This window comes from Streptomyces sp. NPDC054866 (assembly GCF_053610745.1).
In genome coordinates, this window is the sequence record NZ_JBSGZA010000002.1 from 1,272,793 (window position 1) to 1,298,939 (window position 26,147).

Here is a 26,147-nt window from a genome sequence, read left to right on the forward strand (position 1 = left end):
CATGACTGGTATGGCAGATATGACAGGCATGACTGGTACAGGTACAGGCTCAGGCTCCCCGCTACGCGTCGCCCTCATCGGATACGGCCTCGCAGGCTCCGTCTTCCACGCCCCGCTGATCGCCGCCACCGAGGGCCTCGCCCTCGACACGGTCGTCACGTCGAACCCCGAGCGGCAGGCGCAGGCCCGCGCCGAGTTCGGTGACGGACTGAACTTCGCCGCGTCGGCCGACGACCTCTGGGCCCGCGCGGACGAGCTCGACCTGGTGGTGATCGCGTCCCCGAACAAGACGCACGTCGCGCTCGCGACCGCCGCCCTCAAGGCGGGCCTCCCGGTCGTCGTGGACAAGCCGATCGCGGGCACCGCCGCCGAGGCCCGCGAGCTCGCGGCGCTCGCCGACGACCGCGGCCTTCTCCTCTCCGTCTTCCAGAACCGCCGCTGGGACAACGACTTCCGCACTCTCCAGAAGCTCATCGCCGACGGCGAGCTCGGCGACGTATGGCGCTTCGAGTCCCGCTTCGAGCGGTGGCGCCCGCAGCCCAAGGGCGGCTGGCGCGAGTCCGGGAACCCGGAAGAGATCGGAGGTCTGCTGTACGACCTCGGGTCCCACGTCGTCGACCAGGCGCTCGTACTCTTCGGCCCGGCGCGGTCCGTGTACGCGGAGTCCGACGTCCGCCGCTCCGGCGCCGAGGCCGACGACGACACGTTCATCGCGATCACGCACGAGAACGGCGTCCGCTCACACCTTTACGTGAGCGCCACCACTGCCCAACTCGGCCCGCGCTTCCGCGCGTTGGGATCGGCGGCGGGTTATGTGAAGTATGGCCTCGACCCGCAGGAAGCCGCACTGCGCGACGGCAAGCGCCCTACGGACGAGGGGAGTTGGGGCGAGGAGCCCGAGTCCACGTGGGGCCGGGTCGGCTCCGGCGAGTCCCCGCTGACCGGCGGCGGCAGCCCGGTCAAGACGCTGCCGGGCGACTACCCCGCGTACTACGCGGCCGTGGCCGCGGCGCTCCGGGGCACAGGCGAGAACCCCGTCTCCGCGCACGAGGCCGCAGCGGCCCTCGACGTCCTGGAGGCGGCGCGCCGCTCGGCCCGCGACGGTGTGACGGTGGTCGTATGACGACGCCCGCCGCACCGACGGTGGAAGAGCTGGAGACCCAGGAACTCCGCCTGGTACTCCCCCACTTCACGTACGAGGACGCCTGGGCACTCGGCACCCTCCTGGTCGACCTGGCCCGCGAACGCCAGGCCCCGGTCGCGATCGACATCACCCGGAACGGCCAGCAGCTCTTCCACGCGGCGCTGCCCGGATCCACCCCGGACAACGACGCCTGGATCGCCCGCAAGCGCCGCGTCGTCGAACGCTACGGCTGCTCGTCGTTCCTGGTCGGCACGCGCTTCCGCGCCAAGGGGACGACGTTCGAGGAATCCTCGCGCCTGGACCCGGACGTGTACGCGGCGCACGGCGGCGCGTTCCCGATCGCGGTGCGGGGCGCGGGAGTGATCGGCACGGTGGTGGTGTCCGGGCTTCCGCAGGCGGCGGACCACGCGATGGTGGTGGAGGCGCTGGAGCGCTTCGTATAAGCGAGCGCGCCTCGCGAGGGCACCCCAGGGCGCCCCTGTGGTGGGGGCGCCCGAAGGGCTACGCGTCCTTCAGCTCCTGACGCTGCTTGCCGAGCCCCTCGATCTCCAGCTCCACCACATCACCGGCCCGCAGATACGGCTTCGGCTCGGGCTGCCCCATGGCCACGCCCGCCGGCGTACCGGTGTTGATGACGTCGCCGGGGTACAGGGTCATGAACTGGCTTACGTAGCACACCACTTCGGCCACCGGGAAGATCTGCTGGGCGGTGGTCCCGTCCTGCTTCAGCTCGCCGTTGACCCAGAGCTTCAGGGACAGCGCCTGCGGGTCGGGGACGTCGTCCGCCGTCACCAGCCACGGGCCCAGCGGGTTGAACGTCTCGCAGTTCTTGCCCTTGTCCCAGGTGCCGCCGCGCTCGATCTGGAACTCCCGCTCCGAGACGTCGTGCGACACCGCGTACCCGGCGACGTGCGCGAGCGCCTGCTCGTCGGACTCCAGGTAGCGCGCGGTGCGCCCGATGACGATCGCGAGCTCGACCTCCCAGTCGGTCTTGACCGACTTACGCGGCACCAGGACCGTGTCGTTCGGGCCGACCACCGTGTCCGCCGCCTTGAAGAAGATGACGGGCTCGGAGGGCGGCGTCGCCCCGGTCTCCTGCGCGTGGTCGTGGTAGTTGAGCCCGATGCACACGACCTTGCCGATCCGGCCCACCGGCGGCCCGACCCGCAGCCCCGCCGCGTCGAGCGCGGGCAGCTCGCCCGACTCGGCCGCGGACCGGATCCGGTCGAGAGCGGCCGTGTCGGCGAGCAGCGCACCGTCGATGTCCGTGACGGTCCCTGACAGGTCCCGCAACGTGCCTTCGGCATCGAGCAGCGCCGGGCGCTCGGCCCCCGCCGTACCGACTCGCAGCAGCTTCATGGTCAATCTCCCTTGGTCGAGCGCGCCCGGTCCGTCCTGACCGTTCGCGTGGCCCAGGCCGATGGGATGCGGCCATCGGAGGATTGGCCGATCCTCCAAGGTCACCGTCCATCCCGCAAGACCCTGTTCACAGACCGGACCGTTACCCAGCGGTAGCCAACGCGCCCGCCCCGGCCCCGTACGGCATGTCGCGGTAGAGCACGGCGCGCTCGACGGCGCTCCAGGTCGTGCTGGTGACCACGTACAGCGCGGCGGCGAGCGGGACGAAGGCGACGGTGAAGAGCGTCATGAAGGACATGAACGGCATGACCTTGGTCATCGCGCTCATCGCTCCCATGCCGGGCATCTGCTGGGCGTCGGCGCCGCCGGTAGCGGGCGCGGCCGCGGCCATCTGCTGCTTCGTACGCCGGAAGTTGAAGGTCGCGACGGCGGCGACGATCGCGAAGAGCGCGAGGTAGACGAGCCCCTGCGCCCCGAAGACCCCGCCGTCGCCGAGCGCGTCGGCCCAGCGCCCGCCGAGCGGCGCATCGAACAGCTTGTGCCCAAGCAGGGCGTTGGCTTCGCCGCCGATGCTGGAGCTGGAGAACAGGTGGTAGAGCAGGAAGAACGCCGGAAGCTGGAACAGGCTGGGCAGACACCCGGAGAGCGGCGACACCTTCTCCGCCGCGTGCAGCTCAAGGACCGCCTTCTGCAGCTTCTCGGGGTTCTTGGCGTGCTTCTTGCGCAACTCGGCGATCTGCGGCGACAGCTTGGCGCGCGCCTTCTGGCCACGGGCCGACGCCCGCGACAAGGGGTGGACGAGGAGTCGTACGCACGCGGTGAACAGGACGATGGCGGCGGCCATCGCGGAGGCGTGGAAGAGGGGTTCGAGGAGGTCGGCGATGGAGCCGACCAAGTCGGCGAACAGGGACATGAAGGCGGAAAACAAATCGGACATGGAGAAACCCTCCGGGGCTCGTCGTGCCGAGGAAAAGGCGGGAGAAAGGTGCACTTTTCGGCGTGACGGCCCGCGAGGGGACGCAAGGTGTCGCTGGAGGGGGTGTTGCTGCTATCCCCTACGCGGCCGTCATGACGGGACGGCCCGGTGCTCGGGGTCGCCTGCGCCCGGCGGCGTCGGGATCGCGCTGCGGCAGGAACGCCGTGCGCTTCTCGCGGTCGCGGATGGCCGTACGCACCCGAGTGCGGGGCACGGCGGGAGCGCAGCGCGCGGCGATCAGCGAGCAGACGGCGAGCGCGGAGCCAGCGGCGGCGGTCGCGGCGAGCGCGACGGCGGCGGTGAGGCTGCTCGCGTCGAGGAGGACGACTTCGACGAGGAGGAAGAGAAGAAGCCCGGTGGGGCGGAGGGCGGCTTTCCAGCTGCGGATGGCGTCCTGCATCGTCTCTGTCCTCCTCTCCTACTACGGCTGTATCTACGGCTGTATCGCGTACTGCCGTTATACAGGATCCGTCTCAGCGGCCGGAAGGAGCCTTCAAGGCCCTACCGGGGCCGCATGGACTGCAGCTTGCCCCACACGATGAGCCGGTACTTGGAGGTGTACTCGGGGGTGCAGGTGGTGAGGGTGATGTAGTACCCGGGAGAGCGGTAACCGTGCCCCGCCTTCACTTCGCTGCGGGGGACGGGGCGGATGACGCCGCTGTCACGGGCGGAGGTCTGGGCGAGCGTCTGGTCGACGACGTACGTGTAGATGGCGCTCTTGGTCTCGACGACCAGCTCATCCCCGTCCCCCAGCCGATTGATGCGGCGAAAGGGCTCTCCGTGGGTGTTGCGATGCCCGGCGAGTGCGAAGTTCCCCCCTTGGCCGGGCTGGGCGGTGCGCGGGTAGTGCCCGACGTACCCCTTGTTCAGCACACCCCCCTTACTGACGCCCTCGGCGACGGGCACGCGGATTCCGATGCGGGGAATGCGGAGGACGGCGTACGCCTGGTCCCAGTCGGGGGTGGGGGCGGTTTGCTGACGGCTGCTGGGTCGCGGCTCGGAGGGCCCACCGGAGCCGGAGGTACGCGATTCGGGGTCGAGATCGGGGTCGGGGCGAGACTCCGCAGCGGCACCAGGCGGAGCAGAAGCCGACGCGGAAGCGGAAGCGGACGGGCTCCCCCACTCCTCCTCAAGGGCCTGAACCTGGCGCTCGGCGCCTTCGCGGGCCTGACGATTGGTCCACCAGAGCTGATGGGCGACGAGAAGCAACAACACAAGCCCGCAGGTGACGGCGGCTTCGGCGCCACCCCACAGCCCCCGCACGAGAGGACTCTTCCGCGCCCTTCGCCCCTGCACGACAACAGGAACCCGCTCCCGCACGGCTACCACCCCTCTCCCGGCCGCCCGCACGATAAGGCCGGCCGCGCCAAGTAGCCATGCCGATGCACCCACCCTCTCTCCGCATATCCGCACGACAACCCTGCTGTAACGCCCCCACTCGGCAGTACGGTGTCCCGTATGCGCCCCGACACGCCTGCCGACCACATCGCCGAAGCCGAGCGCCTGGAGCGGACCGCCGGCCTGTACCCCGAGGACACCGAGCACCTGCTGCTCCAGGCCGCGGCCCACCTGGAACTGGCGGGCGAACGCGACCGCGCGACGACGCTCTACGACCGCTTGCTGGCCCCCGACGCCCCCCACCCGGCGTCGGCGCCCACCCTCATCCGAGCCCTGAAGGCGTCGAACCTCTGGGAGTACGGCCACGAGGCGGAGGCAAGGGCGATCATCGACGGAGTCCGAGCGGCGGCGCCGCGGGACCCGGCCCCGTGGGTGATCGTGGCGGAGTCGCTGGAGGCGCACGACGAGCTGACGCAGGCGCAGGAAACATTCACCCAGGCCCTGGAACTCCTGCTCGGCACCGCGCCGTCACCGTCCTACGACCAACGCCCACTGCTGTTCGGCCGCCACAGGGTGCGCCGCTTGCTGGGCGCGGAGCACGACACCTGGGACACCCTGGCAGACGAGGTCTCAACCTCCCCGATCCCCCTGGACGAACTGCACGACCCCAAACGAATCTGGTCCCTGGGCTCGGACAACCCGGCGGAACTACGAGCGGAAATCTCCCGAATCCAGGCGGAGTTGGGCTCGTACAGGGAAGCTCTGTCCCGCCCATTCCCGGTAGCGGTCCTGCACTGGCCGGCAACGGAACTAAGGGAACTCCTGACGGCGTACCCGGCCCTGGAGTCGGAATACCCGTCCCACGAGGCGCACTTGGCGACGATAGAGGAGTCACTGAGGGAACTCTCAGCCTCCGGCACCCCCAACCTGGGAATCGTCACAGGCACAGTCCCGTCCTACGAGGCCTTCGCAGCCTCAGAGGGCACAGACCCAACGGACGTGTCGTTGCTCCCCCAGTACGCCACGACACTGGCGGCCCGCGGCCGAGCGGTGGGGTGGCCGCCGGAGGCGGGGGCGGGTTGTTGGTGTGGGTCGGAGGTCGCCTACAGCCGGTGCCACGGCGAGGAGAACTGAGCGAAGGCCTAAGGGATCTTCCGTAGCCCGCTCGGGATACGGACAAGCTGGACTTCCAGAGCCCTGCGCGCCAGAACGCCCGGATGCGAGAGACGAGAGAGATGTGAGCAAGGCGAAGCCGTCCTCGCCGGCAATCTCCGCCAGGATGAGCCGCCAGGCCAGGCGGGACACCGTGCCCGAGGTAGCCGTGCGACGCCTCCTCCACGCCGCCGGACACCGCTACCGCCTCAACGTGCGCGTGCCGGACATGCCCCGCCGGACCATCGACATCGCTTTCCCTCGCGCCAAGGTTGCCGTCTTCCTCGACGGATGCTTCTGGCACGGCTGCCCGGAGCACGCGACGCACCCCAAGGCAAATGCCGAATGGTGGCGGGCGAAGCTCGACCGCAACATCGCGCGCGATCTGGAGACAAGCGAACATCTGGCCGAATCCGGGTGGATCGTTCTACGCTTCTGGGAGCATGAGGCGCCCGACAGCGTGGCGAGACGGGTGGCAGCGACTGTCGAGCGGCAGCGCCGGGGAGACAACAGCGGAGCGACGGGGGCGAGTAAGTGAGCGGCATGAGGTTCGTGGATGTCTGTTCCGGCGGCGGAGGGCTGGCCCTCGGCCTGTCACAGGCAGGCTTCGAACCGGTACTGCTCCTGGACGACAAGCCGGTGGCCTGCGAAACCCTCCGGATGAACAGGCAGAGGTGGAACGTGCTGCGATCGGATCTCCTGGACTTCGACCCGGTCGATTCCCAGGAGACCTATGACGTGGACCTCCTGTCTGCCGGCCTCCCCCGGGTGAAGTCCTCAGCGACTGCGAAGCGCGTGGAAACCGGTCTCGAACTGCGTCTCCTCAAGGCTGCGGTCTACCTGGCCCACGCCGTACAACCTCGCGCTCTGCTGATCGAGAACGTACCGGGCCTCGTCGACGACGAGGCGTTCGACGAGGTGCGGACCTTCATTCAGGGGGAGCTCAAACACCTCGGCTACGGATTTCACTGGTTCATCCTCAATGCCGCGGATTTCGGTGTCCCGCAGGACCGAAAGCAAGGCGTGCTCGTCGCGTTGAAGCAGGAGTTCTTCGACAGCTTCCAGCAGCCGGCCCCCACCGTGACCGATCATGTATCGGCAGGTGAGGCACTTCTCGCGTCGATGTCAACACGAGGTTGGGCGGACGCCGAGGCATGGGCTCATCAGGCGGATCAGGTCGCGCCGACGTTGGTGGGCGGCTCGGAGAATCGTGGCGGCGCCGATCTCGGACTGACCGGGACCAAGAAGGCTTGGGCCCGTATGGGGATCAATGGAGGCGCGCTCGCTGACGAAGTGCCCGGACCGGACGGAGTCCAGGAGTCGGACACCTCGGGTTCCCCGCTGAAGAAGATCACGGTGGAACAGGCCGCCATCCTCCAGTCCTTTCCCCCCGACTGGCGCTTCGCGGGGAAGAAGACAGCCCGCTACCGTCAGATCGGCCATGCCTCACCGCCGCCCGTCGGCCAGGCCCTGGGCCTGGCCGTCGCCGAAGCTCTGCGGGCCTGAGACCACGGCTGCACCCATGCCTCCCGGCGCAGCCGTACGGGCATGACCATCGTCCACCGCCGGCTACACTTCGATCCCATGACCCCCGCACCTCATCGACCACTCCTGCCTGCGGATTTCCACATCGTGGATCTGTTCGCCGGGCCCGGCGGCCTCGATATCGCCGCCACGATCCTGGGAGTGGAGAGCATCGGGGTCGAATGGGACGACCCGACCCGCGCGACGCGTAGGGCGGCCGGTCTGCGAACTACCCGCGAGAAGGATGTCGCCGAGCTGGGCCCATGTGATCCCGAGGTCGTCGACGCCAACGTGCTCACCGGTGGCCCGCCGTGCCAGACCTTCTCGGTGGCGGGGAATCGTGAGGGGCACGAGGCGCTGGAGGATGTGAAGCGTCTGGCCACACGCTTGGGCGGGCACGAGGACTCTGCCGCGTTCGAGGCAGCGTGGAAAGAGGTCAAGGCCGAGACCGACGCCATGTCGGACGAGCGCACCGGGCTCGTACTCCAACCGCTGCGCTGGATCATGGAGGCCAAACTCAAGCGCGAGCGGCCCTATGACGTCATCGTCCTGGAGCAGGTACCGACCGTTCTGCCGGTATGGAAGCACTACGTCGGCATTCTCAGGGCTGCTGGTTACGCTGCTGACGCTCAAGTCCTTAACGCCGAGGAATTCGGCGTCCCGCAGACCCGTCGGCGCGCTGTACTGATCGCCCGGTATGATCCGACCGACAAGAAGCAAACTGTCGAGTTTCCCCAGCGGACCCATCAGCGATACCGCCCAGGGGTCGATCGGCTTCCCGAATCACAGGCAGCCGAACATGACCAACAAGAGGCCCTGTTCACCAACGCCGACACCGTACCGATCAAGCGTTGGACAGCGATGCAGGACGTCCTTCTCGACAGACCCGCCGACTTCGAGGTGGTCTCCAACTACGGTTCGGGCGGCGACCCCAAGAACCGCGGCCGCCGCACTTCCGAGGAACCGGCGGCAACGGTCACCGGCAAAATTCGGCGCAACCGCGTCTACCGCCTGAAAGTCACCAAGTCCGGGGAGAAGGTCGTCGGCAAGGAACTGGGTCGGCTCAGCTTCGAGGAGGCAGGCCTTCTCCAGTCGTTCCCGGGGGCGTACCCCTGGCGATCCACCGATGTGGCCCAGCAGATCGGCAACGCCATTCCGCCCCGCCTGTCGCTTCACATCTTGAGCTGTGCTCTCGGATTCGGGCGGCCGGACAAGGAACAGCTGAAGAGACTCGCGGAGTGGAAGCCACCGGCCGTCGACGAACCTGCCGAAGGCGCCTGAGGAAGCTGAGGAATCGAGGAGGGCAGGGTCCCGATCAGGCGCTGTCCTCCCCGACCAGCTCCTTCCCCCGTACTGGCGCGTCGGCGAAGAGCTCCGCAAAGTAACCGGCCAATGTCTCCACCGAGTTGTCGGGGGCCTGTTCCTCGTCCGGACCCTCCGGAAGCTGCTTGCGGGGTACCGCCGTGGCCGACTCGGAGGCCTCGATCCAGTCACGCAATGGCGCGGCGTCACGCTCGACGTCCGGGGCAATGACGTCGTACATCAAGGTGGCCGCGGACGTATTCACCACACGAGCCAGGGCGTTGACGTCACGGCCGGTACTCACGGTGCCGCGCTCGATCAGACGCACCATGGCCTGGGCCGTCGGCCGATGGTCGATGGCATCGAGGCGCAGCGTGGTGTTGAGCATGTCCTGATTGGCGCAAGCAGTCACCACCGGGCCGTAGTCGGGGCCGTTCCTGAATAGCTCGGCGGCCCACCACAGCCGCGCGAAGGCCTGCGTGTAGTGCGCCCCACGGAACCGAAGCGGCGCGACCTTCGGTGCGCCCTCCTTGGGTTCCGACATATGACGCCAGACGACATAGTCAGGAGCGACCCCAAGTGCCAGGTAGTTCCACAACCTCCGGTCCGCGGCCTCACGGCGGTCGAGTCTCAAGGCGGCATGGAGCCGAGGGGCCAGCCACGCGTCGGCCTGGGTCGGCTTGACATCCCGATACTTGTGCATCGCGTCGTCGACGAGATCGCGCACCGGGTGCAGCGCTGCCCGGGCTCCCGCATCGGACACGGGTTCAGCCACCTTGTTGAGCGCTATGGCAGGCACGTCCTCCTTACCGGCGAGCAACCCCTCGGTGAGGTACTGGGCAGCGTTGAGGTCGGACAGCAGTGCCAGGCGTTCGGGAAGGTTGGACGGCTTGTGGGTCATGCGTCGTTCCCCTGGTGGTGGCGGTCCAGACCGCGGATGGTGGTGGACAGGGCCTTGGGTACGTCAGCCCTGCGAGTGGCTGCGAAGTGGATGCGGGGTTGAAGATCGATCCAACCGGACGTTCCAGTACGCCGACGATGAACCTCACGCAGCCCCTCTTCGAGGGGGCGGTTGGGCACGACGTCCGGGAGCATCTCGCGAAGCACCTCACCACGCCAGTCCTGGGGAAAGAGTGGCGTACCGTCGTCCTCGATCTCGAGGTCCCCGATGGCTGTGTGGAAGACCGCGGTCCACACATCCGTGCACATCTGTGCAATCAGCAGGTCACGGACCAGGCCCTCGACGGAAGCCCCGTTGCCACCGAGGAGTTCCGTGATGCCTTCGAAGTCGACGTTCACGTGCACGGCGGGCACGTCACCGGACGTGTCCACAACCCAAGGCACGTCCTTGAAGGGGCGCAGCCACTCGGGCCCCTCGCGGAAGCCGACCTCGATGACGTCGAGTTCGCGCTGCCGGAGCGGGGACTCGGACGCCAGGTCGACGATCCACTCCTTCGCCGACGTGGCGATCACGCGGCCCGGCACACCATCGACCGTGGCGATCACGTGGACGGACAGAGCGGCACGGTCGAGATGGTCCGCTCTCCACAGGTCCAGCGAGCCCGACCACTCCCGCCCGCCTTCCGTCCTGGACTCCAAGCGGACAACAGTCCGCGCGTTGGTGGCCTTCTCCGTCAGTACCGCCACGACGGACACATCGCGCCAAGGGCTGTCGGGTTCGGTGGCCTTGGCCGGAATGGTCGCCGACAGCTTCAGCCGAGCGCTCTCCCAGTCGTCCTGATCCACTCGCCCCAACGCAACCACCTGCTCGACGACCGAGAACGCGCTGGTTTCGAGTGGCTCCCGGCTCTCGCCGGGCACCTTCACTTCGACCGCCGTAACACGCAAGGACACGGCACCGCTGAGGCGCTTGTACGGGTAGGCCTTCACGCCTTGTCCCCCTTGCCCGTGTGGAGTTCGACGACAAGGCTGGTGAGTTCGGCTTGTACCGGGTGGGTCGACACGTTGGTGACCCCCCTGAAGGTGGCTCGCCTTGCTCCGGGAGTGAAGTGCAGCATGCCGTCCACGAATTCACAGTTGTGCACGGCTACGAGCTCCGCCCAGGTCACCACGGGACGAGGCCCGGATCTCACATCCAGCTTGGCAACCGGGGCGAGATGCCAGGCCTCGCCCCCACGGGGAACCTTCACCTCGGCCGTGATCCGCCAGGCGCCGTCGCTCCCGACATGGGCGTCCAGTTCGTCCAGTACGGGAAGGTCGCCGGTAACGGCCGGCCGAGCCGGCCGCTTGCCCCCCACAGCAAGGCGCTTACGCAGACGATCAGTGCTCGCGCGCCGCTTCTCCTTGGGTGCCGCGACGAGTTCACGTACGGCGTTGTTCACATCGCGCGTCAGCGTGGCGATCCTCCGGTACGCGGAGGGTGAGTACCGCATACGCAGTTCCTCCGTCTGACCCCACTTGTCGTGCTCGGGGGGCTCGGAAACACGCAGGAACGCCTCGGCCTCCTCGGCAAAGGGGGCATCGTCGCCGGCCGCGCACCCGGCGAGAAGCACCGCTTGGAAGGGGTCGGTACCCAGCTCCAAGGCGGGGACGGAGTTCGCTCTGACCGTCATGCGGTTACCCCGCATCATGGCCACGGTGTTGTGGGGCTTCGGGTCGTCGTCGTCCTCCACCCTGGTCACCAGGAGGACCGCCCGATGCTCCCCACCGCTCCTTCGGCCCTCGCGGCCGGGCACGTTCAGCGGAACCGTCGTCATGGCCACCTGGCCCGACTCGGTCAGACGTTCCACAGTCGTACCTTCCAAGAAGGCTTGCAGCGCCCGGGCACGCGAGGGTTGGGCATCATGCGGGTCGATCCGCTGCTCCGGGATCAGCTCCATGCCATTACGCAGCGTCCGAACCGATGCCTCGAGCAGCGGCTGACCGGCGCCGCCTGCAGTCATGGCGGCCCAGAAGTCTCTCCCAATGGCCTCGACGAGCCGCTCATGCATGCGATGCACGCTGTCGTCGTCCTCGCTCCCCACAGCCTCAGCGGTCGAGGAGGGGTCGGCGAGGCTTGCCACGTCATGGGCGCCCACGATCAGGAAGGAAGTGCCGGGTTCGCTGCTCTCCCGTGTGAGGTGCAGTCGTTCGACCATCTCCTCATCGCCCCACCACGAACGGGCGACGTCCTCGCCCTCCACGTCCGGGTCCGGTTGGCCGAACCAGGCGGGCCCGGCATAGGACTTGTCGTCGACCTCGCGCCATGGCAGGTCGAGCCGCCCGATGAGACGTCGCTCGGTCCGTCCTTCATGCGGCTCGGACAGCGTGGAGTTGATGAGCACGAGGCCGAGCCGACTGGTCGCCCAGAGCGTCGCCTTGCCGAGTCCGTACGAACCACCGGCGCTGCTCATCGACTTGTGACTGTCCAGCTGCCGTCGGACGACCGCCGCGAACCGGCCGGTCTCGTAGTCGTCCCCGGTCAGACCGGACGCGTTGTAGTCGTCGACCCGCAGCAGCACCAAACGGTCCCGCGTGTACATCTCATGCAGCCCGGCAGCAATGACCCTGCCGACCTTCTGGTCCTGAGCTGCCGCCGACTCGAAGTGCGGGAAGAGGGCGTCCCAACCGATCGCCTCACGGAATCGGGCGAGACTCTCACCCGTCAGCTCCTCGAGCGTGTACCGAACGCGGACCGGTTGGTTGTTCCCGGTCAGCCGCTCGTCGAGGCTGTTCTGGGTAGCCTCGCGAGCCAGGACTCCGACGTCCGCCTCGAAGGCGAAGGCCGCTGCGTTGCCGAACTCTCGACCGCCATCGGCGTACGCGGGGCGGTGGCACCAAATGACGGGCCGACCGACCAAGGTGTCGGTGGTTCGGCTGTGGATCGTCCCCAGGTCCGTGCCGAGAGCATCCGCGATCTTCCTGATGGTCTCGTCCCGAGGTGTGGCACGCCCGGTGATCCAGGCCGAGACGGCAGCTCGGGTCACACCCACGGCCTCCGCCAGCTCCGTCTGCGTCTTCCTGGCCCTCTTCAACTGTCGGGCCAGCCAGGGCCCGAAGTCTTCCCCACCATCCACGGCGCCCACTCCTCAGGTACTGCCAGCGTTGCCAAGCCCACTCTACCAGGGTCATTTGACACGGGAGGGATTTGTACAACACTGGTTGACAGCCCGGCGGGCAGCGGCGGACAGTACCTCCAGAGGGACGTATGTCACCTTTGCCCCCTTGGGGTATTCATGCCCGCTTCGACCGATAAACGCCTCGCACGCCAAAGGCTCGCACCATCGAGGAGCGCGCCAGGGACACCGATTTCGTCTCTCACTGCAAAGGCCTTGAAACGAAGGGGAGTTCGGCCCTAGGGTTCGAATTCTCGCCCGAGAATCAACCACCCCACGGGAATCACCTGTCGATGGGCTTGCTCGTCATGCCCTCCCCGTTGGAGCTCTGCAATGCGCGCCACCCGCCCCTTAGCGATCATCAGCCCAACGGATCGAGGATCCCGTGCCCGACAGCTTTGAAACCGATGATTCTTCCCTGGAAGAAATGCGGAGGATCATCGCCGAGTACGACGCCTGCGAGGGCCAGGAGAGCAAGTCCGAGTATTTGATCCAGCAGCGAATCACTCTCGGAATCATCGGGGCGTACCGCAAGACGATCGAAATCATCGATCGCAGGAAGGTTTCTCCCCCGACCGCATCCAGCACCCGCGGAACCTCGCACCGCCGCCGCGCCCGCCGTATTCCGACGAGCCCTCCCGGGCATCCGGGCACCCATGACCGTTCGCACCGGAACCGGCGTGGCCGCACGCGCGTCACCGTCATCATCATCAGGTTCGATCTGCCGTAACCAGCACGCCTGTCAGGCCCGGGGTCTATCGTCGTCAAGACTGCCGGTCGCGCCATCCCTGACGGCTCGACCGGCCCCGCTCCGCACCCCGCGTTCCGCCCTCAGCCAAGAGAAAAGGGAAACCGTGAGTCAGCGCAATACGGCGGACGCTTCGGAGTCCTCGCCCGTGATCAAGAAGATCGTCGAGCAATCCGCGCGAGTGCTGGAAACCTATCGCGTCGATCCTGGGCTGATCCAGGAGCATGCGAATGGCGAACGCCGTATCACGCAAGGAGGGTACGGGGATCGACAGCTCTTCGAACTGGTTCAGAACGCTGCCGATGAAATCGCGAACGCCCCGGGCGGTACGATTCATTCCGTCCTCACCGAAACTCATCTCTACTGCGCGAACGAAGGAACACCCGTCACTGCCGAAGGCGCCGAGACGATCCTTCGTATGAGTGTTTCGAAGAAGAGGGGCGGTCAGATCGGGCGTTTCGGCGTCGGCGTGAAGTCTGTTCTCGCCATCACGGACACACCTCAGTTCTTCAGTACCGACCCGGATCGCCCCTCCGACAGTTCAACAGTCTTCGGGTTCGGATTCGATCGTGAATGGGCCTTCTCGAAGATCTGCGAGGCACGCGGGGCAGCCCTCGGTACAGAGTTCGAAGCCCCCGTCCTCCGCATGGCCAGGCCTCTCGATGTCGCGAAGGAGCGAGAGGACGACCCGGTCCTCGACGAACTCCTCGGCTGGGCGACCACAGTGGTGCGACTTCCTCTGACCGCCGGGGCGACGAAGCGGCTCGCCGGCGACATGCACCAAGGCGACAAGGCGAGCGTGCAGAAGGAGTTCCCCTCCCGCTTCCTCCTCTTCTCCCACCACGTCGGGACGGTCGTGCTCGAGGATCGCCGCGCTATGCCCCCCATACGTCGTGTCATCAGGGTCGATCACGAGGGGTTCCGGCACACGATCCACGAGCAGCGCACCGGACAGCAGGCCTCGCGGACGGACTGGAAGGTGTTCACCCACGCCCACCGCCCCACCGAAGCTGCCCGGCGAAGCGCCGGCGAGATGCATGACCGGGGAACCATCGACATCGCTTGGGCCGTGCCCGAGTACTCCGGCGACAAGCTGTTGACCGCCCCGCGGGGGCGAGGCGAGTTCTGGTCCTTCTTCCCGACCAAGTACCCCATGACATTGAGCGGCGCTCTCAACGGCGCGTGGAAGACGAACGAGGACAGACAGAACCTGCTGGATGCCAGTCCGTTCAACGAAGAGATCATCCAGGTCGCGGCCAGCCTGGTCGTCGACTCGCTGCCCCACCTCACGCCTCCGCAGGATCCCGGCGCCTACCTACCCCTGCTACCCGGGCGAACGAAGGAATCGGAGACGCTCAACTGGGCCGACCAGCAACTGACCGAGCAAATCTGGGAGATCGCGGCGCAGCGCCCCTCTCTTCCCGACCAGGACGGCGTTCTGCGTATCCCCCGGGACCTCCACCTCCACCCGGACATGGGTAAGCGGGGGAAACTGAAGGCGCAGTGGCTGGACTTGTGGAACGCCTATCCGGGCAGGCCGGCCGACTGGATCCATCCCTCGGTCGAGGCTGCCGAGATCCGCTCCGGCAAGGTCGAGCACATCATCGCCGCGGCGAAGCAGGAGCGTGCCACGGTCCGCGAGTGGCTGGAGGCACTGGTGGCCGACGGCTCGGCCGACGCCTCGGCCGTGGCGATCCGCATCCTCGCTGAGATGATCAATGATGCCTCACCGTTCGCCGAGGAGGCGCGTACGGCCCGCATCGTGCTGACCGAAGAGCACGGCCTGGTCGCGCCAGTCGCAGGCAAAGTGTTCCGGCGGACCGTGCAGGACGGGCTCAAGGACGATCTAGTCTACGCCGATGCCAAGCTCTCGGCGGATGTGTCCCTCCTCTCCCACCTCAACGTGATCGGCATCCGTGAGGCGGATGCCCGCGGGCGCTTCGTCGGTGTGCTCGAGCAAGGGTTCGACCGCTACTCGGATCAGGACTGGACCCGGTTCTGGGAGCTCTTCCACAGCGCCGGAGGCAGTCACGTCACTACCGAGGTGCGAGCCCGGGTCCCGTATCCGCTGGAGACCTTGTACGTCCGGACCAAGGACGGCCGCTACCACCGCATGCGGGACTGCATGATCCCGGGCCGGGTAGTGCCTGGCGACGGATCGCGTGACGTCTCAGTGGCCGTGGACATGGGTTTCCACTCCGACGACATGGCCGTCTTCCGCGAGTTCGGCCTGCGCGACCGTCCGACCGGCGGCTACCGCCCGGAGGACGAGCCCTGGTTCGACGAATACCGGACGGCGGTCTTCGACGCCTACTGCCGAACACTCGACAGCAACGCCAACCGCCCGCAGATCTCCCGCCTCAAGCTGGAGGGCGCTGCGATCGGCGGGCCCCTGCATCTCCTCCCCCTGCTTTCGGACGAAGGCAAGGCGGCTTTCGTCAAGGCGCTCCCGGACGAAGCCGTGATCGACGTCTGGACACGCCAGTTCGGGGCGCAGGCCGCTACGCGGAAGCCTGTTGCGTCCCCGTTGCGATGGATGGTGCGCCGACACGGCCTTGTGGAGACCTCGAAGGGGCTCATGCGTCTCGCGAACGCGGCGGGCCCACAGCTCAAGGCCTACAGTGACGTGCTGCCGGTCGCCGACATCAGCCCGGAGAAGGCTCGCAAGCTGCATCTTCCGGTCGTCGTCGACGATGTCCCGGAATCCCAGTGGGAGCAGCTGATGGAGGAGCTGCTGCGGAGTGAGGACGACACCTTCGTCGGACGTACCTACGTGATGCTGACCCGTCTTCAAGTGGGTTTCCCCGAGGACTCCCTGACTCGCTGCCGCGTCGGGATGGAGTGGGACACGCGAGAGGACGGCGAGATCGCAGTAGCCGCAACGTCCGATGAATACCGGGCTCTGCGGGCCGAACAGCTCCCGGCTCTCCTCGCAGGCACTCCGGAGGATGCCGAGCTGATGATCGGCCAGTGGGGCATGCTGCGCTACTCCGACGTCATCAGCAAGGAGACCCAGGGCGTCACCTCCGGCGAGCCCGTTTTGCTGAGGGATGAATTCCCCACACTCCGCCAGCGGTTGGGCAACTCCGTCAACAACTTCTACCTGCAGTACTGCTCGGAGCTGGAGGAGGTCGTGCGCACTCCCAACGGGATGCGTGCCACACCGCTGAAGAGCGCCCTGGACGGCACCACCGTGCTCGTCCTCGCCCCTGCGGACCGACTCACCACCCTGACCGCGGCGGACCGTGAACTCCGATGGCGACTGGGCGAGTCCGGGTGCCGGGCGGTTCTCGAAGCACAGGATCGGCAGGAGCAGGATCAACAGCTTCAGGATTCGCTCCGCGCCGTGCGGGAGGCCGCATCCGTCGTGGACAAGCTGGAGCTGCTGATCGGCGCCGACGCACTCCGCGCGGGCCTACCAGCGGGGCTGTTCGCCAGCGAGCAGGCGGACATCGACGGTGCCGCGCCCTCGGCTCAGCGCATCGCGCAGATGGCGTACAACGCGCACGGTGACGGAGTGCTCCAGGTTCACGCCAAGGACCTGGCCGCCGCATACCCCAGCCATGCGCCCTCCTCCTTCACCGGTGCGACCCGCGCCGTGACGTTCGTCTCCGATCTTGGCTTCCCTGACTCGTTCGCCGGTGTCCGTGCCCCCTCGTTGGCGCCGCGCGTCGACGTCGACGGCCCGACGGAGTTCCCTCGTCTACACGACTACCAAGAGCGCCTTGCCACCAATGTCTTCGCCATGCTGGACCGGATCTCTCCCCAGCGCGGCATGTTGTCCCTCCCCACCGGCGCGGGAAAGACCCGCGTGGCCTCCGAGGCGGTCATCCGCTGGATAAAGCAGGACGGGCAGCTCGACGGCCCGATCCTGTGGATCGCACAGACCGAGGAGCTGTGCGAGCAGGCAGTGCAGAGCTGGCAGTTCGTATGGTCGAAAGTTGGGGCCGACAGCCCTCTGGCGATAAGCAGGCTCTGGGCGTCGAACGAAGCCGGGCCAATCGGCGATCGCCCGCACCTCGTCGTGGCCACGGATGCCAAGCTGCGCGTGTCGCTCGACACCCAGGCGTACGCCTGGCTACGGAAGGCGTCGTTGGTCATCGTGGACGAGGCCCACATGGCGATCGCCCCTCAGTACACGGAAATCCTGGCATTGCTCGGACTCACGCACTCGCGCACCGACCGGCACCTGCTGGGCCTCACCGCGACCCCCTTCCGCAACACCAACGTCGACGAGACGAAGCGACTGATCCAACGCTTTGGTGGCCGACGGTTGGACGAAGGCATCTTCACTTCGGACGACCCCTACTCCGAACTGCAGGAACTCGGCATGTTGGCGCGAGTCACGCACAAGGAACTAACCGGTGGTTCCATCGAGTTGACCCGTGACGAGCAGGATCGTGCCGATCAGCTGAGCGTCCTCTCCAAAGCTGCGGAACAGCGGCTGGCCGACGACAACGATCGCAACAGGCGCATCATCGACGAGATCCTTGCCATGCCCGCGCACTGGCCGGTCCTGGTGTTCGCCACGTCCGTCGGCCATGCCAAGTTCCTCGCGGCCAAGCTCAACGACAAGGCCATCAGCGCAGCGGCCGTCGACTCCACGACCTCCCCCACCGAACGCCGACGACGCATCGACTCGTTCCGACGACGACAGACTCGCGTCCTCACCAACTACGGAGTTCTCACTCAGGGATTCGATGCTCCCGCTACCCGAGCTGTTGTCGTGGCACGCCCCACGTACAGCCCGAACATGTACCAGCAGATGATCGGGCGTGGCCTCCGTGGACCGCGCAACGGCGGCGAGGACACCTGCCTGATCCTCAATGTGCGGGACAACATCAAGAATTACGACAAGGCCCTGGCTTTCACCCGGTTCGAGCACCTGTGGAGTGCCAAGTGACGAGCATGTACGCGGACAGTCCTGCTCTCACCCCGGAGCAGCAAGCGGTCGTCGATCAGCCCTGGGACGCACGGGTCCTGGTGACGGCCGGGGCAGGCGCGGGCAAGACGCACACCCTCGTAAGACGTCTCGACGCCCTGGTGAGCCATGAGGAGGATGCTCTGGAGGCGGGCGAGATCCTCGTACTCAGCTTCTCGCGTGCCGCTGTGCGCGAGCTGCGTCTGCGGATCTCCGTCCATGGCCGACAGGCCCGGCGGGTCCGAGCTCAGACCTTCGACTCCTGGGCGTACGCACTGTTGACCAACGCCTACCCGGACGAGGAGTGGAGCCGCTACACCTTTGACGAACGCATTCGCGAGGCCGAAAGAGCGATCACCAAGGGTGCAGTGGAGGCCGGGGAGCTCGGCGCGCCGGCGCATGTGGTCATCGACGAGGTCCAGGACCTGGTCGGCGACCGTCGGAACATGGTGGAGACCTTGCTCGACCGGTTCCAGGACAGCTGCGGCTTCACGGTGGTCGGCGACAGCGCTCAGGCCGTATACGGGTTCCAAGTAGCCGATCCGGATGCTCGGGCCGCCGAGACCAACTACTTCTTCGACTGGTTGCGCGTCTCGTACTCCGATGATCTCGTCGAACTGAATCTGTCAGCCAATTTCCGTGCCCGAAGCGAGGAAGCCCGTACGGCACTGTCCGTGGGCCCTACCCTTCACGGGCTGCCATCCGACCCCGCAGAGGCGGCAACGGTGGGCGAGTCCGCGTACCAGCAGCTGCAGGAGCGGCTTCTGTCCTGCCCCGATTTCGGCGAGCTATCCGACCCTTTCGTCGTCGGATCGCTGAACGACTATCCGGGTACGTGTGCGATCCTCTGCCGGGACAACCGGCAGGCACTGGTTCTGTCGGAGACCTTGTTCGGGCAGGATGTCCCCCATCGCCTCCAACGCTCGCTCCAGGACCGCCCGGTACCGGCTTGGGTCGCCGGCCTGCTGAGACGGACCGGATCCGCCACCCTGGGTGAGGAACGCTTCCGGGAGATTCTGTCCGAGGCCGGGACATCGTCCGATGTCGATCTCGCACCCCTTTGGCGATCTCTGCGTGGTGCAGCACGCGCGTCGCGCGGCCTGATGGACATCGCCGGTTTACGCAGGCTCGTAGTGGAAGGCCGTTTTCCCGATGACCTGGCCGCCGCCGAACCCTCTCGGCTCGTGGTCTCCACGATTCATCGCGCGAAGGGCCTTGAATTCGATCGAGTGATCGTCGTGGAACCCGCCGCCATATCCGAGTTGAACAAGCAACACACGCACCTCGACCCAGCAGCAGAGGCGCGGGCCCTCTACGTCGCGATGACACGCCCTCGGGAGGACCTCTACCGGGTGGCTGCGCCGAACACCGCAGTGATCCGCCGTGACCGGGCCATCAACCGCTGGTACGTGGGCGGTTGGAAGTCGTACACGCGCCACGGCATCGAGGCGACCGGAAGCGACGTCTGCCGTGAACATCCCCCGGGCACGGACGGTTTCGACTTCGACCCTCGGGCGGTACAGGAGCACCTCACCGGATCTGTTCACACCGGTGATCCGCTCGTCCTGCGGCGTCTGCACGATCTACAGTCCGATGCCGACCAGAGTCCCCCGTATGCCGTGTACCACGAGGGGGTCCCGGTCGGCCTGGTCTCGAAGAAGTTCCGTATGGATCTGTACTCGTCCCTCAAGATCAGCCGTAACTGGGAAGTTCGCTGGCCATCGGCGATCACTGGATTCCGCGTCGACACCGTCGAGGCCGTGGCCGGAAGCGTGGCCTCCGGAGTCCGCGCCGGGCTCGGGGAATACGGCGTATGGCTGTTGCCACGCATGACCGGGCTGGGGCGCTACACATCGGGCGGCCGCGCCCAGGAAGGTCACGACCGATGAGGCACGACAGCAAAGGCCACGCAGCACACTACGCGGTCCGGGACGGCTTGGTCGCCCAGCTGCGCCGGGACCTGCTGGGTCCCGGCACCGAGGACGAAGTGCTGGCCCACGATCCTCCGATCACCGCTTATCCGATCGGCGTGCTGTTCCCACGGGCGGCAGGCGAGGCCGCCGAGGAGGAACTCGTCTCCGACAGGGCCGAGAACGACGGCGTCGACGACACCGCCGTGCTGAGGAGCAGGGACACCGAGGAACCCACCCCCGACATCGGGATATCGCTGGCCAACGACCGCCGACCGTCGTCGATGGGGCTGACCTTCGCAGTGGACCCCCGGGTGTCCCGGACCATCGTCGTCACGACCGAGGCCGCCGCGTACGACCCTGTCGACGCCGAGGGACGTCCCGTAACCGCCAAGCGCGCCGAGGCCCGCAGCACCGCCGACCAGAGCGAGCGCTGGCGGCGCCGCGCCTTGAAGTTCCCTCCCGTCACAGTTGACGTGACCGACTCCCTTCCGCGACCTTCGGAAACCGTGGCGGACGGTGTGAGCGTCCGCGCCCTGGTCCGCGCTCCATCGCCCGACGGCACCGTCACCGTCACGATCTCGTTGGTCAACGAGCGGCGTGTCAGTGAACGTGAACTGCAGGACGCTTTCAGCCTGTTCCAACCTCGCCTCACCGTCAGCACCCCTGCCGGAGAGCGCGCCTTCGTGGAGAGACAACCCACTTCCAACGCCGTCGACCCCGAGCAGGCCACCAGCAGACTGCTTCATCGGCACGCGCCCACGTTCGCGACCGGACACGGATGCGCGGCCGACTGGGACTGGACGCCTCCCCCCATTGGCTCCCCGCTCCTCGACCGTGCCGCGATCGACCACGTCCGGACCGAGTTCGTTCCCGCCCATGAGGTTCTGCTGACCGACTCCAACCCGGAGATCGACGCCTCGGCCCTCACCATGCTCGGACTTGCGTCCCGCCCGGACACCGAGATCCTTTCGGCTCTCGAAGGCCTCCTCGTGGGTTACGCGGATTGGATCGACCGGAAGATGGCCGAGGCAGAGGAACTGGTCGGCACTCCGTTCGAGACACCCGCCCGGGAGCAGATCGAACTGTGCGGTGCGGCCCTTGGTCGGATGCGACGAGGGATCCGACTCCTGGCGGACCGGGAAAGGCCGGAGATCATGCGAGCGTTCAAGCTCGCCAACGAGGCCATGGCCCAGCAGCGGGCCCGTAGCGCTTGGGTGAAGGGCGGCCGCACGGGTATGCCCGACCTGTCGTCGGGTCGCTGGCGCCCCTTCCAGATTTCCTTTGTGCTGCTCTGCCTCGAAGGGATCGTCGACCCCGAACACGAGGACCGGAGGACCGCTGATCTGCTCTGGTTCCCCACCGGTGGTGGCAAGACCGAGGCGTACCTGGGCTTGATCGCCTTCACCACCTTCCTACGTCGCATGCGACTGCGGACGCATGGAGCCGGTGTCACCGTGCTGATGCGATACACGCTGCGGCTGCTGACCCTGCAGCAGTTCGAGCGCGCTGCCATCCTCATCTGTGCCATGGAGCAAATGCGGCTCGCGTACAAGGAGTTGCTCGGAGACGAGCCGATTTCCATCGGAATGTGGGTCGGCCAGTCCGCGACCCCGAACAAGCTGGACGTAGCAGCGGAAAGCCTGGTGGAGCTCCGCAAGGGCAAGTCCCTCCAGGAGAAGAATCCGGTCCAACTCCACAGCTGCCCCTGGTGCGGCACTCGCCTCGACGCCCATCAGTACGAGGTGGAAGAGGAAGCGCGCCGCATGCACGTGCGCTGCCCCGACCTCGCTTGCGACTTTCATGACGGGCTCCCGGTCCACTTGGTGGACGACGCCGTCTACGACGCCCGCCCCACTCTTGTGATCGCCACCGTGGACAAATTCGCGTCCATGCCCTGGCGAGAGGAGACGGCGGCGCTCTTCAATCGGGACCGGGCGGATGGCACGCCTCCTCCCGAACTGATCGTCCAGGACGAGCTCCACCTCATCTCCGGCCCGCTGGGCACTCTCACCGGACTGTACGAAACCGCAGTGGACGCCCTCGCGGACCGACCAAAGGTGATCGCCTCGACCGCGACCATCCGGCGGGCGAGCGATCAGGGCAAAGCGCTCTTCGCCCGCTCGGTCTCACAGTTCCCTCCGGCCGGACTGGACTCCAGGGACTCCTGGTTCGCCGTGGAGACACCCCGCGAGAGCAAGGCGAGCCGACAGTACGTCGGTCTGCTCACCCCGAGCACGAGTCAGTCGACCCTGCTCATCCGGACCTACGCGACGCTGCTGCACCACGCGATGAACACCGACACTCCGCAAGAGGTGCGTGACGCCTATTGGACCCTGGTCGGCTACTTCAACAGCCTCCGGCTGCTGGCGGCCGCCGATCTGCAGGTCAGGGACGACGTCGAGGCGTATCTGGAATATCTGGCCGAGCGCAACGGCACCGGCAAGCGGCTCATCAAGGAGATGACTGAGCTCACCAGCCGGGCCACCTCCAGTGAGATCCCCGCCCGTCTCAAGCAGATCGAGAAGCGGTACCCGGACGATGAGACGGTCGATGTGTTGTTGGCAACGAACATGATCTCCGTCGGTGTCGACGTGGACCGTCTCGGGCTGATGGCCGTCATGGGTCAGCCTCAGACCACCGCGGAATACATCCAGGCGACCAGTCGGGTAGGTCGGAGCCACCCCGGCCTCGTTGCGGTCATGCTCAATTCAGCACGGTCCAGAGACCGTTCGCACTACGAGAGCTTCCTGCACTATCACTCGGCGCTCTACCGCGAGGTGGAGTCCACCTCGGTGACTCCCTTCTCCGCCCGCTCCCGCGATCGCGGACTCCACGCCGTGGTCGTCGCTCTCGCCCGCATCCTGATCCCTACTGCCCGCCCCAATGATGGAGCGGGGCGCGTCGACGAGTTCCAAGGCGAACTCCGACGGGTGATCAGACCCATCCTGTTGGAACGTGTGCGGGGAGTCGACGACGAGGAGTACGAGGCGACCGCCCGCGCCTTCGACGCGTTCGTCGACTGGTGGGTCGGGGAGGCAGAGGCGCACGGTGGCCTCTACTACGCACCGGTCCGCGGCAAGAGAATCCCTTCCCTTCTCTCCAACTTCGACGACGAGTCGAAGGGCAACGGCTGGAAAACCTTGTGGAGCCTGCGCGATGTGGACGCAGAGACCGCACTGTTCATGGAGGCGTCCCGATGACCCCGCCCCCCGCCCGACGCCGCCGCGGCTCAAGCGCTCCCGAACGCAGCTACCCGCGACGCGGCTCCGTCCGTCGAGCGCAGTTGATCACGACGTACGGCGTCGGCTCGCTGATCGCTGTCGAGAACGAATCGTTCATCGTGGCAGGCACCGACTCCTGGAACATCGAAGAAGCTCCCGTGATCCACGAGCCCCGGCTCGCGCGAGTACTAGGCGTGCGGTACTTCCGCCTGCCTCCCGCTTCGGACGACACCAGTAAGGACGGCGTCCGAGTACGCCGTTTTCCTCTCTGGCATTCCTGCCCGAGCTGCGGCTCCTTGCAGCATGTCCGGGGTTTCAACTCTCCCCCGGGCAAGAACGAATGCGGCGACTGCCAGGAAGATCTGGTCCCCTCGCGCTTCGTCATGGCTTGCGCCCACGGGCACATCGACGACTTCCCGTATTGGAGATGGGCACACCGAGGAAACCGCGCGGAGGGAGCGACGGGGCACTGCGGGGGCGAGATGCGTCTGCGGACCAGCGGCCGGACCGCTTCTTTGCGCTCCATTCTCATCTCGTGCACCTGCGGCATTCCCGAGGTCTCGATGGAAGGGGCATTCCGACGCACCGCGTTGGCCGGCCTCGCAGTGCGGTGCGAGGGCAAGCGACCGTGGCTCAAGGACGCACCTGCTGAATTCTGCGCCGAACAGCCCCGTACCCTCCAACGCGGTTCGTCCGCGGCCTGGCTACCGATCGTGAAGTCCGCACTCTCCATCCCCATTCCACCGGGGAACGATGGTTTGGCGGACCGCCTCGCGCCCTACCGGGACGACCTCCGCAGTCTGGATCGCTCCGAGATCCCCCTCTACCTGAAGATCCAGACGATGCGGGACGGTGTCGAGCTCCCTGCGGACGCGGTACTGGCCCTTCTCGACGCCGAGCAGAACGATGGAGTGGGAGGTGAGCGGACCGACGACGAAGAGGCGTATCTCGCTCTGCGTAACCAGGAGTACGCCCACCTGCGCAGCGGTAACACCGAGGGGGAGGGAAACCAGCAGGAGCAGTTCGTCTGCGAACCACCGGCCACCCAGTCGGCAGACCTGGCGCACCTGGGTCTGACCGGGCCGATGCTGGCCAAGCGGCTGCGTGAGGTCCGGGCCCTCAAGGCCTTCTCCCGGGTGGAGGCCCCGGACGCCAACGCGGAGGTCCACGAGGCTCGGTTGTCCCTGGCCGATCTCGACTGGCTTCCCGCCATGGAGGTTCAGGGCGAGGGGGTGTTCCTCCGCGTCGATGCGGAACGAATCGACTCCTGGGCACGGAATGTGGCGGTCGCCGCCAGGGTGGAACGGATGCGGCGCAACCATCAGCGACAACTCCGCGAGCGGGCCTCGGACCCTGCGGCGGCGCCTGAATCTCCTGCTACCCCTCGCTTGGTGCTGCTCCATACGCTGGCGCATGTGCTGATCAACGAGTGGAGCCTGGACGGCGGATATCCGGCCGCAGCGCTTCGGGAACGCCTCTACTCGGACGAGACCATGGCCGGGTTGCTCATCTACACAGCGACAAGCGACTCGGCAGGGAGCCTCGGTGGCCTTGTCGCCCAAGGCGAACCCGAGCGCCTGGCCGCCACCCTGCGATCCGCCCTGCAACGCGCGGGGTGGTGCTCCGCCGACCCGCTCTGCATCGAGTCGGAGGCCGGCGGAGCAGGCAGTGTCAACCTTGCCGCCTGCCACGCCTGCGTCCTGCTGCCCGAGACGAGTTGCGAGCTGAACAACGGGCTGCTCGATCGGGCCCTGCTCGTGGGCATTCCGGAAGATCCGTCCATAGGGTTCTTCCGGGATGCCCTGGCTCACTGACCGATCGCCCACTCGGCCTCCTCCACCTCGGTCTCGAAGTGGATCTGTGCTCGATCCAAGGCTTCGTCCGGATCGCAGCCATGAGCCCGCAGCCAGTGGAGGAGGTCCGCGATGACATCGATCGCGGCCTCTTCCGCAACGGCGACGCCCAGAACCGAGCAGGCCCCGCTCCTCGGAACGGACTCCTCGCCGTAGAGGCCGATCAAGGCCTCAGCGCGATCAACCCGCAGACCGCCTGTGTGACCCGTCGGCGACCCGAGCCCTGTGGCCAGTTCGCACCAGGTGATCTTGGAATCGCTCCGAAGGATCACGCCCCATCGGTCGGCGGTGGCATCGAGAAGGGCCATGCCTCGGCCGCTCTCCGCGTTCGCCTCAGCCGCGACCAGTGTCGGCAGAGCACGGGTATCGGGGTCGCTGACCTCAATGCGAACGCACGTGTCCTGCATCGTGAGTCCGAACGTCGTGGGCGTCTGTAGTCCCACGCGCGTGATGACGTTGGCAACGAGCTCGCTGACGCAGAGCTGTGCCGCTTCGACGACGTCCGGCAAACCCCACTGAGTCAGATGAAGTCGCACGATGCGCCGCAGCGCTGCCACTTCCTCGGGCTCGGCCAGAAAGGGTAGTTCCCATCCCTTCCGCAGCACCTCGCACCGACAGTCAGGCATGCTCGATCAACCCCT

Annotated in this window: 19 protein-coding genes; 11 read left to right on the forward strand and 8 right to left on the reverse strand. The window is 67.0% G+C overall.

All coding sequences use genetic code 11. From position 1 onward, the window contains the following. Positions 1-28: 28 nt before the first annotated feature. Together ACWGI2_RS14405 and ACWGI2_RS14410 are read left to right on the forward strand one after the other, a co-directional pair. Complete coding sequence (locus ACWGI2_RS14405; RefSeq protein ID WP_453695525.1) at positions 29-1,123, forward strand: Gfo/Idh/MocA family oxidoreductase; 1,095 nt, start codon at positions 29-31, stop codon at positions 1,121-1,123. Then, positions 1,120-1,587, forward strand: a complete 468-nt coding sequence (locus ACWGI2_RS14410; RefSeq protein WP_453395719.1) for a heme-degrading domain-containing protein — start codon at positions 1,120-1,122, stop codon at positions 1,585-1,587. The genes ACWGI2_RS14405 and ACWGI2_RS14410 overlap by 4 nt, the downstream gene beginning before the upstream one ends. Positions 1,588-1,645: 58 nt before the next feature. On the opposite strand, the gene ACWGI2_RS14415 is transcribed toward ACWGI2_RS14410, so the two are convergent. The 4 genes from ACWGI2_RS14415 to ACWGI2_RS14430 form a co-directional block, all read right to left on the reverse strand. Continuing rightward, the gene (locus tag ACWGI2_RS14415; protein WP_453695526.1) at positions 1,646-2,503 is read right to left on the reverse strand and encodes a fumarylacetoacetate hydrolase family protein; all 858 of its coding nucleotides are present in this window, start codon (positions 2,501-2,503) and stop codon (positions 1,646-1,648) included. A gap of 142 nt (positions 2,504-2,645) precedes the next feature. Next, the gene (locus ACWGI2_RS14420; RefSeq protein WP_453695766.1) at positions 2,646-3,416 is read right to left on the reverse strand and encodes a YidC/Oxa1 family membrane protein insertase; all 771 of its coding nucleotides are present in this window, start codon (positions 3,414-3,416) and stop codon (positions 2,646-2,648) included. 142 nt (positions 3,417-3,558) lie between these two features. Next, a complete protein-coding gene (locus ACWGI2_RS14425; protein WP_453695528.1) occupies positions 3,559-3,879 on the reverse strand; it encodes a DUF6412 domain-containing protein in 321 nt (106 codons plus the stop codon). A gap of 101 nt (positions 3,880-3,980) precedes the next feature. Next, the gene (locus ACWGI2_RS14430; RefSeq protein WP_453695529.1) at positions 3,981-4,742 is read right to left on the reverse strand and encodes a class E sortase; all 762 of its coding nucleotides are present in this window, start codon (positions 4,740-4,742) and stop codon (positions 3,981-3,983) included. A 195-nt stretch (positions 4,743-4,937) separates the two neighbouring features. Here ACWGI2_RS14430 and ACWGI2_RS14435 point away from each other — a divergent pair, with 195 nt between their 5' ends. From ACWGI2_RS14435 to ACWGI2_RS14450, 4 genes are all read left to right on the forward strand, one after another. Continuing rightward, positions 4,938-5,951: a hypothetical protein gene (locus ACWGI2_RS14435; protein WP_453695531.1), complete on the forward strand. Its 1,014-nt coding sequence runs from the start codon at positions 4,938-4,940 to the stop codon at positions 5,949-5,951. 145 nt (positions 5,952-6,096) lie between these two features. Further along, positions 6,097-6,507, forward strand: a complete 411-nt coding sequence (locus ACWGI2_RS14440; RefSeq protein WP_453395923.1) for a very short patch repair endonuclease — start codon at positions 6,097-6,099, stop codon at positions 6,505-6,507. A gap of 5 nt (positions 6,508-6,512) precedes the next feature. Next, entirely contained in the window at positions 6,513-7,475 is a 963-nt protein-coding gene (locus tag ACWGI2_RS14445; RefSeq protein ID WP_453395724.1) for a DNA cytosine methyltransferase, read from the forward strand. 42 nt (positions 7,476-7,517) lie between these two features. Next, a complete protein-coding gene (locus ACWGI2_RS14450) occupies positions 7,518-8,774 on the forward strand; it encodes a DNA cytosine methyltransferase (RefSeq protein ID WP_453695532.1) in 1,257 nt (418 codons plus the stop codon). 34 nt (positions 8,775-8,808) lie between these two features. Here ACWGI2_RS14450 and ACWGI2_RS14455 read toward each other — a convergent pair whose 3' ends face one another. Genes ACWGI2_RS14455 through ACWGI2_RS14465 form a run of 3 tightly spaced genes read right to left on the reverse strand, consistent with a single transcriptional unit; the run spans position 8,809 to position 12,811 of the window. Beyond that, the gene (locus ACWGI2_RS14455) at positions 8,809-9,696 is read right to left on the reverse strand and encodes a DUF6339 family protein (protein WP_453395726.1); all 888 of its coding nucleotides are present in this window, start codon (positions 9,694-9,696) and stop codon (positions 8,809-8,811) included. Beyond that, positions 9,693-10,685, reverse strand: a complete 993-nt coding sequence (locus tag ACWGI2_RS14460) for a hypothetical protein (protein ID WP_453395727.1) — start codon at positions 10,683-10,685, stop codon at positions 9,693-9,695. The genes ACWGI2_RS14455 and ACWGI2_RS14460 overlap by 4 nt, the downstream gene beginning before the upstream one ends. Then, positions 10,682-12,811 (reverse strand): helix-turn-helix transcriptional regulator, encoded by a 2,130-nt coding sequence (locus ACWGI2_RS14465; protein ID WP_453395728.1) that lies wholly within the window; start codon positions 12,809-12,811, stop codon positions 10,682-10,684. The genes ACWGI2_RS14460 and ACWGI2_RS14465 overlap by 4 nt, the downstream gene beginning before the upstream one ends. Positions 12,812-13,235: 424 nt before the next feature. Here ACWGI2_RS14465 and ACWGI2_RS14470 point away from each other — a divergent pair, with 424 nt between their 5' ends. From ACWGI2_RS14470 to drmB, 5 genes are read left to right on the forward strand one after another with little or no spacing between them, the layout of a single operon-like run. After that, on the forward strand, positions 13,236-13,580 hold the full coding sequence (locus ACWGI2_RS14470) for a hypothetical protein (protein ID WP_453695534.1): 345 nt from the start codon (positions 13,236-13,238) through the stop codon (positions 13,578-13,580). Then, positions 13,507-18,501: a DEAD/DEAH box helicase gene (locus tag ACWGI2_RS14475; RefSeq protein WP_453695536.1), complete on the forward strand. Its 4,995-nt coding sequence runs from the start codon at positions 13,507-13,509 to the stop codon at positions 18,499-18,501. Before ACWGI2_RS14470 ends, ACWGI2_RS14475 begins: the two co-directional genes overlap by 74 nt. A gap of 5 nt (positions 18,502-18,506) precedes the next feature. Further along, positions 18,507-20,408: a UvrD-helicase domain-containing protein gene (locus ACWGI2_RS14480; protein WP_453695768.1), complete on the forward strand. Its 1,902-nt coding sequence runs from the start codon at positions 18,507-18,509 to the stop codon at positions 20,406-20,408. Then, positions 20,405-23,632 carry a helicase-related protein gene (locus tag ACWGI2_RS14485; RefSeq protein WP_453695537.1) on the forward strand — a complete coding sequence of 1,076 codons (3,228 nt, stop codon included), beginning with the start codon at positions 20,405-20,407 and terminating at the stop codon, positions 23,630-23,632. Before ACWGI2_RS14480 ends, ACWGI2_RS14485 begins: the two co-directional genes overlap by 4 nt. Continuing rightward, positions 23,629-25,467, forward strand: a complete 1,839-nt coding sequence (gene drmB / locus ACWGI2_RS14490; RefSeq protein ID WP_453395732.1) for a DrmB family protein — start codon at positions 23,629-23,631, stop codon at positions 25,465-25,467. The genes ACWGI2_RS14485 and drmB overlap by 4 nt, the downstream gene beginning before the upstream one ends. On the opposite strand, the gene ACWGI2_RS14495 is transcribed toward drmB, so the two are convergent. Next, positions 25,461-26,132, reverse strand: coding sequence for an ATP-binding protein (locus ACWGI2_RS14495; RefSeq protein ID WP_453695539.1), 672 nt, complete (start codon positions 26,130-26,132; stop codon positions 25,461-25,463). The two genes, drmB and ACWGI2_RS14495, sit on opposite strands and share 7 nt — an antisense overlap. Positions 26,133-26,147: the final 15 nt, after the last annotated feature.

Bases quoted from the DNA above. Each gene is read 5' to 3' on its own strand.
- ACWGI2_RS14405 (WP_453695525.1), top strand. From the start codon at position 29: ATGACTGGTACAGGTACAGGCTCAGGCTCCCCGCTACGCGTCGCCCTC.
- ACWGI2_RS14410 (WP_453395719.1), top strand. From the start codon at position 1,120: ATGACGACGCCCGCCGCACCGACGGTGGAAGAGCTGGAGACCCAGGAA.
- ACWGI2_RS14415 (WP_453695526.1), bottom strand. From the start codon at position 2,503: ATGAAGCTGCTGCGAGTCGGTACGGCGGGGGCCGAGCGCCCGGCGCTG.
- ACWGI2_RS14420 (WP_453695766.1), bottom strand. From the start codon at position 3,416: ATGTCCCTGTTCGCCGACTTGGTCGGCTCCATCGCCGACCTCCTCGAA.
- ACWGI2_RS14425 (WP_453695528.1), bottom strand. From the start codon at position 3,879: ATGCAGGACGCCATCCGCAGCTGGAAAGCCGCCCTCCGCCCCACCGGG.
- ACWGI2_RS14435 (WP_453695531.1), top strand. From the start codon at position 4,938: ATGCGCCCCGACACGCCTGCCGACCACATCGCCGAAGCCGAGCGCCTG.
- ACWGI2_RS14440 (WP_453395923.1), top strand. From the start codon at position 6,097: ATGAGCCGCCAGGCCAGGCGGGACACCGTGCCCGAGGTAGCCGTGCGA.
- ACWGI2_RS14445 (WP_453395724.1), top strand. From the start codon at position 6,513: ATGAGGTTCGTGGATGTCTGTTCCGGCGGCGGAGGGCTGGCCCTCGGC.
- ACWGI2_RS14450 (WP_453695532.1), top strand. From the start codon at position 7,518: ATGACCATCGTCCACCGCCGGCTACACTTCGATCCCATGACCCCCGCA.
- ACWGI2_RS14455 (WP_453395726.1), bottom strand. From the start codon at position 9,696: ATGACCCACAAGCCGTCCAACCTTCCCGAACGCCTGGCACTGCTGTCC.
- ACWGI2_RS14475 (WP_453695536.1), top strand. From the start codon at position 13,507: ATGACCGTTCGCACCGGAACCGGCGTGGCCGCACGCGCGTCACCGTCA.
- ACWGI2_RS14480 (WP_453695768.1), top strand. From the start codon at position 18,507: ATGTACGCGGACAGTCCTGCTCTCACCCCGGAGCAGCAAGCGGTCGTC.
- ACWGI2_RS14485 (WP_453695537.1), top strand. From the start codon at position 20,405: ATGAGGCACGACAGCAAAGGCCACGCAGCACACTACGCGGTCCGGGAC.
- drmB (WP_453395732.1), top strand. From the start codon at position 23,629: ATGACCCCGCCCCCCGCCCGACGCCGCCGCGGCTCAAGCGCTCCCGAA.
- ACWGI2_RS14495 (WP_453695539.1), bottom strand. From the start codon at position 26,132: ATGCCTGACTGTCGGTGCGAGGTGCTGCGGAAGGGATGGGAACTACCC.